Here is a 12,389-nt window from a genome sequence, read left to right on the forward strand (position 1 = left end):
CTAGCAAGCGGATATGAGCGATATCACCTCCCCCCAGGACTTCCCGCGCGAGAAGCGCAACACCATCGTCCTCGTGCTCGCCCAGGCGCTGCTGGGTGCGCAGATGCCGATGATCTTCACCGTGGGAGGGCTGGCGGGGCAGATGCTCGCGCCGAACCCCTGCTTCGCGACGCTGCCGCTGTCGCTGATCGTGCTGGGTTCGGTGCTCTCGGCGCAACCGATGTCGGAATTCATGAGCGCTTACGGACGTCGCGCGGGCTTTCTGCTCTCGAATGTCGCGGGCGCGACAGGTGCGGCGATTGCGGCCTATGCGCTCTATATCGGCTCGTTCTGGGTCTTTCTGGGCGGCTCGTTCCTGACCGGCATCTACATGTCGGCCCAGGGCTTCTACCGTTTCGCCGCGACCGACACCGCGCGTCCCGAATTCCAGGCCAAGGCGATTTCCTATGTGCTCGCGGGCGGGCTGGTTGCTGCCATCATCGGCCCCCAACTGGTGAAGGTCACGAGCCAGGCGATGCTCGTGCCCTTCATGGCCACCTATCTCGCGATCATCGCGATCAACGCGATGGGCCCCTTTCTCTTCGCCTTCCTCGACATCCCCGCTCCGGGGCGGCGCAAGAAACACGAGCATCACGAAGGCCGCACCCGGCGCGAGTTGCTCAAGGACCCGGTCATCGTGGTGGCGATGATCTGCGGCATGGTCTCCTACGCGCTGATGAACCTCGTGATGACCTCGACCCCGCTCGCAGTCGTGGGCTGCGGCTTCGAGCAAGGGGACGCGGCCAATATCGTCTCGGCTCACGTTCTCGCGATGTATCTGCCCAGCTTCTTCACCGGCCACCTGATCGCGCGTTTCGGCAAGGAAACGATCGTGGGCGCCGGTCTGGTGATCCTTGCGACCTCAGGCGCTGTGGCCCTGACCGGGGTGGAACTCGAGAAATTCTACCTCGCCCTGATCCTGCTGGGCCTGGGCTGGAATTTCGGTTTCATCGGCTCCACCGCGATGCTCGCCTCGGCCCATGAGCCCTCGGAGCGCGGCCATGTGCAGGGGATGAACGATTTCATCGTCTTCGGCGGCGTGTTCCTCGCATCGCTATCGTCGGGCGGCCTGATGAATTGCGCTCAGGGCGGCAACACGGAAGCCGGCTGGCAGGCGGTCAACCTCGCGATGCTGCCCTTCCTGACGCTTGCGGGCGGCGCGCTGATCTGGCTCGTGATGCGCCCGAAAGAGACGCGCTGAAAGGGGCGCTGTCCCCGCCGACATCTCACGCAACCAAGAGAGGGGCGGCGCCCCACTGCTTTCGGATCAGGAACTGGAAACGCTCAGGCGAGCTTGGAGATGCGCTCTTCGAGAACGTCGAAGGGCACGCCGGGATCGTCCTTGGCGCAGCGGATCACGAGGCTCGTCTTCACGCTCGCGACGTTATCGGCTGCGGTCAGCTCACCGGTGAGGAAGCTCTGGAAGCTCGACAGATCAGGAGCCACGCATTTCAGCACGAAATCGATCTCGCCGTTGAGCATGTGGCATTCGCGCACGAGCGGCCAGTCGCGGCAACGCCCCTCGAAGGCCGACAGATCCGACTCGGCCTGCGAATGCAGACGCACCATCGCGAAGACCTGAACCTCGAATCCCAGCTCGCGCGGGTTCACATCGGCATGGTAGCCGCGAATATAACCCGCCTCTTCCAGCGTGCGCACACGACGCAAGCAGGGAGGCGCAGAGATGCCCACACGCTTGGCCAGTTCGACATTGGTCATCCGACCATCAGCCTGCAATTCGGCGAGGATCTTGCGGTCGATGTCGTCGAGCCGAGAGGTGGGCATTTGAAACTTTCCTTCGTGACTTGCTGCGGAACTTACCTGCGGGCGTCGTGTTGCGCAATAATATTTCGCGCGGGTCGCCGCAAGAGCAATTCGCCGCAGCAAGCGGGGGCTTTTCGCCGCGGCGTGCTCCGATTATATCCGACAGGCAGATTTCAAAGGAGGCGGGCATGTCCGAGACGAAGAAAACCAAGGTCCTGATCATCGGCTCCGGCCCGGCGGGTTACACGGCGGCCGTCTATGCCTCGCGAGCGATGCTCGAGCCGGTTCTCGTGCAGGGCATGCAACCGGGCGGGCAGCTCACCATCACCACCGAGGTGGAAAACTGGCCCGGCGAGAAAGAGATTCAGGGCCCCGACCTCATGGTGAAGATGGAAGAGCATGCCCGCACGATGGGCACCGAGATCATCATGGACATGATCACCGAGCTCGACACCTCCAAGCGCCCCTTCATCGCGAAAGGCGATTCGGGCACCACCTACGAGGCTTCGGCGGTGATCCTTGCCACCGGTGCACAGGCGAAATGGCTGGGCATCCCCTCGGAAGAGAAATTCAAGGGCTTCGGCGTCTCGGCCTGCGCCACCTGCGACGGGTTCTTCTATCGCGGCAAGGAAGTCGTGGTGATCGGCGGCGGCAACACGGCGGTCGAAGAGGCGCTGTTCCTGACCAATTTCGCGTCGAAGGTCACGCTGGTGCATCGCCGCGACAGCCTGCGTTCGGAAAAGATCCTGCAGGATCGCCTGTTCAAGAACCCCAAGGTCGAGATCGAATGGAACCACACCGTTGAGGAGATCCTCGGCACCGAAGCGCCCCTCGGCGTCACCGGCGTGCGGGTGAAATCGACCGTGGACGGTTCGGAAAAAGTGATCCCCTGCGACGGCTTCTTCGTGGCAATCGGGCACGCGCCGTCTTCGGAACTGGTCAAGGACAGCCTGAAGATGCAGGCGGGCGGTTATGTCTGGGTGGAGCCGGGCTCGACCCGCAGCTCGGTGCCCGGCATCTTCGCCGCCGGTGACCTTACCGATCACACCTATCGTCAGGCGGTGACTTCGGCGGGTATGGGCTGCATGGCCGCGCTCGACGCCGAGAAATGGCTTGCCGAGCAGGGCGAGGCCGAGTGATCTCGTTCAACGGCACGGTCTGGCGGATCCTCTCTGCCGACCGCGTCGTTCAAGTGCTTGAACCGGCTCGCCACCCGGAGGGCCGGTTTCATCATTCCGGGCAGCCGGCACTTTATGCCTCGCTGAGCGCGGAGGGCGCGGCTGTGGCGCTTCGGCGTTACGTGCGGGCGGGCGATCCACCTCGCGTGATCGTGCCCCTGAGGATCACCGCAGAAAAGATGGTCGATCTGCGCGGCACCCCCGATCAGGCCGCGGCCTCGATCGTGTGGCAAGATGGGCGTGCGGCGGGCGCCCCCTCGCCCACCTGGGTCTTTTCGGATGGTGCGCGGTCGGCGGGCGCGCAGGGACTGATCTATGCCTCGCGCTCGCGTCCCGAACTGAGCCATCTGGTGCTTTTCGAGATCACGGCGGAAACGGTCACGCAGGACGGAACGGCGACCCCATGGCAACCGCCCTACCCTGTTCCCGAGATGTAAGAAATCAGCTCAGAGCCAGCCGGTGCACGCCGCGGGCGAATTGCGGCTGGACCCGGGCGAGCTGTTGAAGCGCGAGAGCAAGGCCGACCACCAGGGTCGCGTTGAGCGCAGGCGTGGAGATCAGCACAGACGCAACCGAGGGGCTCTGGACGGCGACAAGCGCGAGTCCCAGTCGCGACACCGCGGTAAAGGCGATGAACCGGCTCAGTCCCGGCAGAAACGCCAGGATAAACGCCGCGCTCAGCCCGACACCCAGCGCATAGAGACAGGCCGCAAAGAGCCAGAGCGGCATCGCGCCGATCGCGAGCGCCACGTGACTGTAGAAGAGGCACCCCGAGAGCCCCGCCATCGCCGAAAGCGCCAGGACGCGCCGCGACAGAGCGGGAAGAGACCCGGCGGCAGGCAGAACGAACGGATTGGCGAGGCGCATCAGCATGACCACAGCGTCGCGCGCGATGGCGACGCGCGCGCGGCGCGAATGAGGCGATTTCCCGACTTTCAGGGTACGAAGTACTCAACGTCTGAAGTCGCGTACTGATCTCTTCCGATCCTGATCGCGTGAGGGCGCCTTGATTGTCAAAGCTGCGCGGTTACCTGAGAAGCGGAACATGGAGGTCGCTCATGCGCTGGCGCGGGGTCAATCACGTCGAGTTCTCGGTGCTCGATTACGAGAATTCCATCGCCTTCTACGATGCGATGTTCGGCTGGCTTGGATACCGGAGCTTCTGGACGCTCGATATCGGGTATCGCTCGACCTATTACATGGCGCGCTTTCCGATGCCGCATTCCTATATCGGCATCCAGCCCGCGCGATCGGGCGAGAAGCTGGATCACGAGGCGCGGGCGGTGGGCATCCATCATATCGCGCTCTGGGCGAAATCTCGGGCCGAGGTGGATGCGTTTCACCGTGACTTCCTGATCCCGCGCGGCTTGTCGGTCACCGAGGCGCCACAGGAATATTCTGTTTATGCGCCCGGCTATTACGCGGTGTTCTTCGACGACCCGATAAACGGCATCCACTGGGAGCTCGCGCATATTCCACGCATCCCCGGGCTTGGCGCGCTTCGACGCTTTCGCGCGGCCTTGAAGGCCGCGCAGGCGGAGCATCCCGAATGGCACGGGCCGCCCGAGAAACTCGCGTTTCGCGACCTGCCCCGGCGCTGAGATCAGGCGAGATGCGACAGGAAAGCGTCGATCTCCTCAGGCGTCGTCGCCCATGAACACACCAGACGCGCGGCCAGAAGTTCCTCTTCCGGGCCCTCGAGCGATTGATCGAACGGCCAGAGGTAGTAATAGGCCCCGGCCTCGTGCGCGCGCTTATGGGCGCCGCGCGGGAAAGCCGCGAAGACCGCGTTGGCATCGGTGGGGTGGATCAGTTTTGCGCCTTCGATCTTGCTGACGCCTTCGGAAAGTTTGCGCGCCATTTCATTGGCATGACGGGCGGTCTTCAACCACAGGTTATCGGTCAGATAGGCCTGCATCTGCGCTGCGAGGAAGCGGTGCTTCGAGAACAGATGCCCGCCCCGCTTGCGGCGCAGCTCAAACTCCCAGGCGCGTTTGGGGTCAAAAATCACCACCGCCTCGACGCCCATGCAGCCATTCTTGGTGCCACCGAAGCTGAGTACATCGACGCCCGCTTTCCACGTCATCTCGGCGGGCGTGCATCCGGCCGCGACCAGAGCATTGGCAAAGCGCGCCCCGTCCATATGCACCGGCAGGTGGAAACGCCGCGCGACCTCGGTCAGCGCCGCCACCTCGGCGGGCGAATAGACCGCGCCTGCCTCGGTCGAGTTGGTGATCGAGACCATGCCGCGCTGGACGTTGTGGATGCCGCCCCGGCCCGTATGGGAAATGGTCCGGGCGAGCAGCTCCGGGTCCATCTTCGCATCCGGCCCATCGACCAGAACCAGCTTCGAGCCATTCGTGTAGAACTCGGGCGCGCCGCACTCGTCTTCCTCGATATGGGCGTTGCGATGGCAGAAGATCGCCCCCCAAGGCTGGGTCAGGATCGCGCAGGAGAGCGCATTGGCCGCGGTCCCGGTCGCCACCAGATAGACGCGCGCTTCGGGCGCCTCGAAAATCTCGCGGATCTTCGCCTGCACGCCCTCGGTGATCGGGTCCGCGCCGTAGGAATGGACATGGCCCGCATTGGCGGCGGCGAGGCCTTCGAGAATGGCGGGATGTGCGCCGGAGGTGTTGTCGGAGGCGAAATTCATGAGAGGTCCTCGATCGTGTATTGGTCCCATTCGTCCTCGGGCACCTCGAATTCGGGCACGGTCCAGCCGCGCACGCTCACGCCCGCCTCGTGGACGGTCTCGCGCGAGCCCGAAATCAGGTAGTGCCACTCGGGCAGCGGCTCGCCTTCGAAGCGCAGCCGATAGGCGCAGGTCGCGGGCATCCAGTAGGCGATCTTGTTGATCGTCTTCGGGGTCAGCGTCACGCATTCGGGGACGAACTGGTGGCGAATGTCGTATTGCGTGCAGCGGCAGGTCTCGCCATCGAGAAGCCGGCAGGCGACGCGGGTGAAAACCACCTCGCCCGTATCCTCGTATTCGAGCTTGTTCAGGCAGCATTTGCCACAGCCGTCGCACAGCGCCTCCCATTCGGGGGCGGTGAGCTTTTTCAGCGGCAGCTTCCAGAATTCGGGGCGCAGTTTGGTCATGGCGCGGAAAATGGGGCAGCGGCGGGGAAATGGAAAGGGGGGATCGGCAGATCGTTACCGGATCTTTGGTTTGGGAATGATGGGGGGAAGAGAACTGGCGCGGGGCGACGATCCCCGGGCCGCGCCCATTCGTCGTGCTTACGCCGCGCCACTGGCGCGACGGTCCCTCCTCATTCCCCCCGGGAGGGCGCATTGGCGATGGCGCGCGCGTTCGAGCTACCTGCGGGCTTTTGAGATAAAAGCGCCTATCCACGAGCGGCACAAAGCGCCCACCCGAGGTCGGGCGCCGCCCTCGATCGCCTACTCCGCCAGAATCTCCCGCGCCTTCGCGCAATCTGCGTCCATCTGGGCCACCAGCGCGTCGAGCCCGTCGAACTTCATCTCGGGCCGGAGATATTCGACCAGAGCGACCGAGACATGCTCGCCGTAGAGATCGCCCTTGAAATCGAAGATGAAGGTTTCGAGATTGGGGGTGTTCTCGCCGAACATCGGGCGCACGCCGAGGCTCGCGGCACCAAGGTAATTTCCCTGATGCTTGCCGGTCAGCACGTCGATTTTCACCGCATAGACGCCGAGTTTCGGCAGATGCAGCCCCGCCACCGACATGTTCGCAGTGGGATAACCAAGGTCGCGCCCGCGTTTGTCGCCATGCAAAACGGCGCCGTCGATGCGGTGCAAGTGGCCCAGCATCTTCGCGGCGTCCTCGGGACGTCCCTCGGCCAGCGCGGTGCGAATGGCCGTGGAAGAGGCCTCGACCCCTTCGACATGCAGAAGCGGCGCGATCGTGACCTCGTAACCGTATTTGCGGCCAAGCTCGACAAGCATTTCGGTGTCGCCTTCACGGCCCTTTCCGAAACGGAAATCATCCCCTACCGCGACATGCGTAACGCCCAGCCCCTCGGCCAGAACCTCGCGGGCAAAAGCCTCGGCGGACATGTCGGCGAGCGTCTCGTTGAAGGGCAGTTCGTAAAGAACATCGACGCCGAGCTTGGCGAGCCGGTTGGCGCGCGACTCGGGGCTCATCAGGCGAAAGGGCGGCAAGGTCTTTCCCGCACGGGCAGCGAAGAACTCGCGCGGGTGAGGCTCGAAGGTGATGACGCCGAGCGGCGCGTCACGACCGCGCGCCTGATCGATCACCGACTGGTGGCCAAGATGGATCCCATCGAAATTGCCCATGGCGACAGAGGCGCCACGGGCCGCATTATCAAGCGATGTCCAGGAGGTTACGCGTTTCATCACCCCGCCCTCCGGCGGGGTCCGCCGGGTCAGTCGAATTTCCGCGAGGGTGCCAGAACCAGCGCCTCGCCCTTCACGACAACCGTATCGCCCACCGCGCAATGGGTTTCAAGCGTGACACGGCGGCGCGAATGGTCGATCGCGATCACCTTCACCTCGGCATAGACCACGTCGCCGGGGCGTACGGGCGCCATGAACTTGAGCGACTGACCCAGATAGACGGTGCCGTGACCGGGCAGTTGCTCACCGATAACCGCCGAGATCAGGCCAGCGGTCAGCATCCCGTGGGCGATTCGACCCTCGAAGATCGTGTCCCGTGCGTAATCGTCATCCAGGTGCACGGGGTTATGGTCCGTCGATACCTCGGCGAACATCTCGATATCACGGTCGGTGATCTGCTTGCGCAGATAGCGAACCATCCCGATTTCCAGATCTTCGATGCAGATCGTGCCGCGGGGCATGTTGTCGAGCATATCCATAAGTCCCTGCCGGAAGTTCATGTTGCGCTGCGGCATAGCATATGCAGAAGCGCGCAGGCAAGATGCCTGCGCAACTTTTTTACCCGAATGAGATCAAAGGCGCAACAAAGTTGCCCTTAGGCCTTTAGGCTAGCGCAGGGTCCCGATCGTATAGAGCGGGTCCTGTTGGCGCGCGCCGAGCCAGCCGCGCAGCAGCTCCGGGTCGGGATTCTCGCGATCGGGGCCGAACTGGTCATGCGCCAGACCACCGGTGACGAAGAGGCAATCGATCCCTTCCCCTGCGGCGCCCGGCACATCGGTATTGATCCCGTCCCCCACCGCGAGAATGCGCGCGTCATCAACGCCGCCGAGCCGCGCCAGCTTGCGCCGCGCGAGATCGTAGATCGGCGGATGGGGCTTGCCGAAATACATCGCCTCGCCCCCCATTTCCTCATAAAGCGCGGCGAGCGCGCCCGCACAGTAGATCCGCTTGTCGCCCATATCGACGACGATATCGGGATTGGCGCAAAGCATCGGTAGCTCGCGCGTCTTCGCGAGCAGGAATTTCGGCCGGTAATCCTCGGGCACTTCGGTTTCCTCGTCGAAGGGGCCGGTGCAGACGATCCCGTCGGCCTCGTCGAAATCGACTCGGGTGATCTCGGCCTGACCCTGCCATTCCTCGGGAACCTCGGTAAAGAAGCCGTTGTCCTTGTCGGGGCCGAGATGCCAGACCTTCTTGCCCACCGCTCCCGCGAACATCGCATCCTGCGCGGCATCGCCCGAAGAGACGACGAGATCGTAGGCATCGCGCGGACAGCCCATCCGGTCGAGCGCTGCGATCACGAATTTCGCCGGGCGCGGCGCGTTGGTCAGAAGCACCACCTTGCCGCCTTGCTCGCGAAAGCCCTGAAGAGCCGCGACAGCCTCGGGAAAAGGCGCCACGCCATTGTGCAGGCAGCCCCAGAGATCGCAGAACAGCACGTCATAGGGTTTCGAAATCTCGGCGAGCGATTGGATGATGCGGGTCATGTCGGCCTTTCGGATCTGGGTTTGGCGCATGGGGCGGTACAACCGTCACGGCCATGAGTCACGGCGCAGCCGGGACCGGCCGGGGTCGCCTTATCGAGGCTATATGGCACGGGCATGACGGAAGGCAAAGGGGCGCTCAGCCCGCGTTCTCCTCGCCATAGCCATAGCCATACCCGTAGCCATATCCGTATTCGGGGCCCGAAAAGCGGAACTTGTTGACGACGACGCCCATCACGTTGGTGCGTTCGGCCAGTTCGCGCTCGCAGATGTCGATTTCCTTGATCGTCGTCTCTTCGGTCGCGGCGACGATCAGGACGCAATCGACATAGGCCGCAAGCGCCAGCGTGTCGTCGCTGACGAGAACCGGGGCGGTGTCGAAGATGATCAGATCAGGCTGGTAGATCGCCTCGATGCGCTTGAGGGCCTCGCCGGAGGTTCTCGACTGGATCAACTCGGCGGGGTGATCGACGGGCTTGGTATTGAGCCCGAGCGCGAGGTTCGGCCCCACCCGCAGAGCGTAATCGGAAAATTCGGCACGTCCCGCGAAGACTTCGGAAACCTGCGGACCCGCTTCGATATCGAGCAGCTTTGCCAGCGAGGGGCGGCGCAGATCGGCCTCGAGCAGGATCGGGTAGATCTCTTCCTGACGTGCGAGGCTGAAGGCGAGGTTGAGCGCGATGGTGGATTTACCGCAGCCTGCCGAAGGCGAGGTGATCGCAAGGCGCGTCCAGCCATTCGAGCGCATCTGCTGCAGGATCTTGGTGCGCAGCATGTCGAAGGGGGCAGACTCGGCTCCACCCTCGCGCGCGACGACCCGGTTGGTACGCAGACCGACCGGGCTCGGCTCGAGTGGCGACAGCGCGGACCATGCCGCCCCGGCGGGCCCCGCGCGCAATGTCAGTGTCTGGTGCGCCGCGCCGAGCGCGCGGCGATCGGCTCCGCCTTGTCCCATCCTAGCCGCCCGGGCCTTGGCAATCGCATCCCGAATTCTCTCGGCCATCGCTGCCCCTCCCCCCTCAGAAGATCCGGTCGAGCGGCATGTAGAGCAGCCCGACAAGCGCAAGCACCGCGATCAGCGCACCCAACACCATCACGGAGGAGATCACGAATTGACGCCGACGCCGCGCGAGATCGGCAGGCGTCGCGATATAGGGCAAGGTCGCAAAGGCGCTGATGCCCAACTGGCGCTGCAGATCCTCGGGGCGGCGAATGCCGGGGTTGAGCAGCTCACGCCCGATGATCACCAGAAGCCCCAGCACGAACCCCGCCCCGAACCCCGCGACGGCGATCGTTTTGCGGTTCGGTTTGACCGGTTCGTTGGGAGCCACCGCCTGATCGATCACGGTCAGCTTCTCGCCTTTCGCCAGAGACTCGATCGTGTCGCCGGTCTCGGCGACCGCGCGGGCCCTTGTCGCGCGATCGTACTGGTCGAGCAGGTTTGCGTAATCGCGCTGCAACGCTTCGAGCGCGGCCGCATTGGCTGGCACCTTGGCGATATCGGCCTGGAGTTGTTCCATCTGCACTTCGGCCGCTTCCTGACGCGCGCGAGCGGTGAAGAGATCGTTTTCGAGCGCGCGCAGGCGTTCCTCGAAAGCAGAGGCAGGTTTTGCGAGCGGTGCCGTGGCGCCGGCGTCCTGCTCCATGATCTGCGCCCCGAGCGCCGCGATGCGCGGGTCGTCCGGGGGCAGAACCTGGCGAAGCGCGTCGCGTTGCGCCTCCAGCCGGGCCAGATCGCGTTGCGCCGGTGGGTAGATCGCATCGAGATCGACCGTCTCGCCCGAGACTTCCCGGCGGCGGACAAGCCGATCCTTCTGGTCCTCGACCTCCCTGATCTTGTCGGCCAGTTGTGGCGTGGAAAGCTGGAGCGCCGCAAGCTGGTCGCGCAGCAGCGGCAGGCGCTCGGGCAATGCAGTGGAATTTTCCTGCTTGAACTGGAGGATCGACGCAGAGGATTTCGCAAGCTCGGAATTGAGCCGATCGACCTCGCGCGAGAAGAAATCGAGCGTGTCCCGCGCGGCCTTCGTTCGGATATCGGCATCTTCCTTGAGGATGCGCGTGACCAGTTCATTCGCGACCTGCGCGGCCCGCGTGGGCGAGCCCGCGATGTAGGACACGGTCATGAAGGTCGCTTCCTGAGGCGCGGTTTTCGACTTTGCCTGCTTGCTGATCTCGATCGAGATTGACCCCGTCAGCGCCTCGAAGACGGCGTCGACATCGCGCGCGCCCGACGCCGTGCGCAGGGCGGGAAAGAGGTCCATCCGGCGCGCCATGTCGAGAAGGTTCTCACGGGCGAGCACCCGTTTGCGGATCACCTGCAACTTGGCATTGGTGTCGGTTTGCACCGTCGAGGAAGCGAGCTGATCGGGGATGCGCTCTCCCTCGACAACCAACAGCGCGTTCGCCTGATAGATCGGCGTGATCAACCGCGCGACGACAAGCCCCGCCATCGTCCCGATCAGCGTGAGCAGGATCAGCCAGTGCAGACGGCGCAGCAGGAGCATCGCGTAGAAGCGCAGATCGCGCATTACGTCCTCCCGCGCGCGGCAAGATCATCCTCGCGACCGCCCGTCACGGCCTGCATTCGCTGACGCTGGCTCTCGACGGGCAGATAGAAGACATTGTCCTCGATCACCTTGTCGATGATCTCGGCGGTGACCTCATCCGAGCGCGCGGAATAAGCATAGACCATGCCAAGATCGGCGAGTTGGTTCATCAAACGCGGGATGCCGCCGCAATAGGCATCAACCTTCTGCGAAGCCTCCGGCGTGAAGATCTGCCGCGTCGCCCCGGCGACTGAGAGGCGATGATCGACATAGGCCTGCGCGCAATCGGCCGCCATCGGTCCAAGATGGAACCCCGAGGAAACGCGCTGCGCGAACTGGCGCAGTTCGGGTTTTGAGATCAGGTCGCGCAGTTCGGGCTGGCCCATCAGGATAAGCTGCACCAGCTCGTCCTTGTCGGCATTGATATTGGTGATCATGCGCAGCTCTTCGAGCACGCCCGCATCGAGATTCTGCGCCTCGTCGATCACCACGACCACGCGCCGCCCCGCGGCATATTCGGAGATCAGGAATTGCTGGAAACGGTCATAGATGAGCACGTAGTCTTCGCCCGGCTCGATCCGCTGACCAAGCGAGAGCATGATCCAGCGGATCACGTCCTCCCGACCACCGCGCGCATTCGAGACCAGCGCCATCGTCACGTCATCCGAGATCGAGGCCATCAAGTAGCGCAGCAATGTCGTCTTGCCTGCGCCGACCTCCCCGGTGATCAGCGTGATCGGCGCACGCGAGAACAACCCATATTCGAGCATGGTCACCGCGTGCTTGTGCTCGGGCGACCAGAAGATGAAATCGGGATCGGGCAGCAGCGAAAAGGGCCGCTCCGCAAGTCCGAAAAATTCGGTGTAGATCTCGTTCATGCCTGTTTCCGGGCCTGCGGCCTCTTTCTGATTTCCGGCAGTGAAGCGGAAATCTGCGCAAATCGCAACATTCCCCTGCCCAAAACCCGGTGCTGCGGCACATCTGTCGCAAGTTTCACACCCCTCCCCTCGCGGCGCCCCATGCCAAAGCGCGAAAGGCTTTAT

The 12,389-nt window shown here is 63.8% G+C and carries 14 protein-coding genes; 4 read left to right on the forward strand and 10 right to left on the reverse strand.

What is annotated here, in order from left to right:
• The first annotated feature begins 13 nt into the window (after positions 1-13).
• Positions 14-1,240, forward strand: a complete 1,227-nt coding sequence (locus BMI90_RS13450) for an MFS transporter (protein WP_078530011.1) — start codon at positions 14-16, stop codon at positions 1,238-1,240.
• An 83-nt stretch (positions 1,241-1,323) separates the two neighbouring features.
• Here the strand turns inward: BMI90_RS13450 and BMI90_RS13455 are convergent, their stop codons facing one another.
• Complete coding sequence (locus BMI90_RS13455; RefSeq protein WP_078530012.1) at positions 1,324-1,824, reverse strand: Lrp/AsnC family transcriptional regulator; 501 nt, start codon at positions 1,822-1,824, stop codon at positions 1,324-1,326.
• A gap of 167 nt (positions 1,825-1,991) precedes the next feature.
• Between BMI90_RS13455 and trxB the strand changes: the two genes are divergently transcribed.
• Together trxB and BMI90_RS13465 are read left to right on the forward strand one after the other, a co-directional pair.
• Positions 1,992-2,942, forward strand: a complete 951-nt coding sequence (gene trxB, locus BMI90_RS13460; protein WP_078530013.1) for a thioredoxin-disulfide reductase — start codon at positions 1,992-1,994, stop codon at positions 2,940-2,942.
• A complete protein-coding gene (locus BMI90_RS13465; RefSeq protein WP_246831552.1) occupies positions 2,939-3,418 on the forward strand; it encodes an RES family NAD+ phosphorylase in 480 nt (159 codons plus the stop codon). The genes trxB and BMI90_RS13465 overlap by 4 nt, the downstream gene beginning before the upstream one ends.
• Positions 3,419-3,422: 4 nt before the next feature.
• Here BMI90_RS13465 and BMI90_RS13470 read toward each other — a convergent pair whose 3' ends face one another.
• Complete coding sequence (locus tag BMI90_RS13470) at positions 3,423-3,854, reverse strand: hypothetical protein (RefSeq protein ID WP_078530015.1); 432 nt, start codon at positions 3,852-3,854, stop codon at positions 3,423-3,425.
• Between the two features lie 185 nt (positions 3,855-4,039).
• On the opposite strand from BMI90_RS13470, the gene BMI90_RS13475 reads away from it, so the two are divergent.
• On the forward strand, positions 4,040-4,582 hold the full coding sequence (locus BMI90_RS13475) for a VOC family protein (protein ID WP_078530016.1): 543 nt from the start codon (positions 4,040-4,042) through the stop codon (positions 4,580-4,582).
• 2 nt (positions 4,583-4,584) lie between these two features.
• Here the strand turns inward: BMI90_RS13475 and BMI90_RS13480 are convergent, their stop codons facing one another.
• From BMI90_RS13480 to BMI90_RS13515, 8 genes are all read right to left on the reverse strand, one after another.
• Positions 4,585-5,634 carry a low specificity L-threonine aldolase gene (locus BMI90_RS13480; RefSeq protein ID WP_078530017.1) on the reverse strand — a complete coding sequence of 350 codons (1,050 nt, stop codon included), beginning with the start codon at positions 5,632-5,634 and terminating at the stop codon, positions 4,585-4,587.
• Positions 5,631-6,080 carry a YcgN family cysteine cluster protein gene (locus BMI90_RS13485; protein WP_078530018.1) on the reverse strand — a complete coding sequence of 150 codons (450 nt, stop codon included), beginning with the start codon at positions 6,078-6,080 and terminating at the stop codon, positions 5,631-5,633. Before BMI90_RS13485 ends, BMI90_RS13480 begins: the two co-directional genes overlap by 4 nt.
• A gap of 300 nt (positions 6,081-6,380) precedes the next feature.
• Positions 6,381-7,316, reverse strand: coding sequence for a bifunctional riboflavin kinase/FAD synthetase (locus BMI90_RS13490; RefSeq protein WP_078530019.1), 936 nt, complete (start codon positions 7,314-7,316; stop codon positions 6,381-6,383).
• Between the two features lie 29 nt (positions 7,317-7,345).
• The gene (locus BMI90_RS13495) at positions 7,346-7,789 is read right to left on the reverse strand and encodes a MaoC family dehydratase (protein ID WP_078530189.1); all 444 of its coding nucleotides are present in this window, start codon (positions 7,787-7,789) and stop codon (positions 7,346-7,348) included.
• 135 nt (positions 7,790-7,924) lie between these two features.
• Complete coding sequence (locus BMI90_RS13500) at positions 7,925-8,803, reverse strand: TIGR01459 family HAD-type hydrolase (RefSeq protein ID WP_078530190.1); 879 nt, start codon at positions 8,801-8,803, stop codon at positions 7,925-7,927.
• Between the two features lie 136 nt (positions 8,804-8,939).
• Positions 8,940-9,803, reverse strand: a complete 864-nt coding sequence (locus BMI90_RS13505; protein ID WP_078530020.1) for a CpsD/CapB family tyrosine-protein kinase — start codon at positions 9,801-9,803, stop codon at positions 8,940-8,942.
• 16 nt (positions 9,804-9,819) lie between these two features.
• Entirely contained in the window at positions 9,820-11,328 is a 1,509-nt protein-coding gene (locus tag BMI90_RS13510; RefSeq protein ID WP_078530021.1) for a Wzz/FepE/Etk N-terminal domain-containing protein, read from the reverse strand.
• The gene (locus tag BMI90_RS13515; RefSeq protein ID WP_078530022.1) at positions 11,328-12,224 is read right to left on the reverse strand and encodes an AAA family ATPase; all 897 of its coding nucleotides are present in this window, start codon (positions 12,222-12,224) and stop codon (positions 11,328-11,330) included. Before BMI90_RS13515 ends, BMI90_RS13510 begins: the two co-directional genes overlap by 1 nt.
• Between the last annotated feature and the right edge of the window lie 165 nt (positions 12,225-12,389).

Source organism: Thioclava sp. L04-15 (genome assembly GCF_002020275.1).
Lineage (GTDB): Bacteria > Pseudomonadota > Alphaproteobacteria > Rhodobacterales > Rhodobacteraceae > Thioclava > Thioclava marina.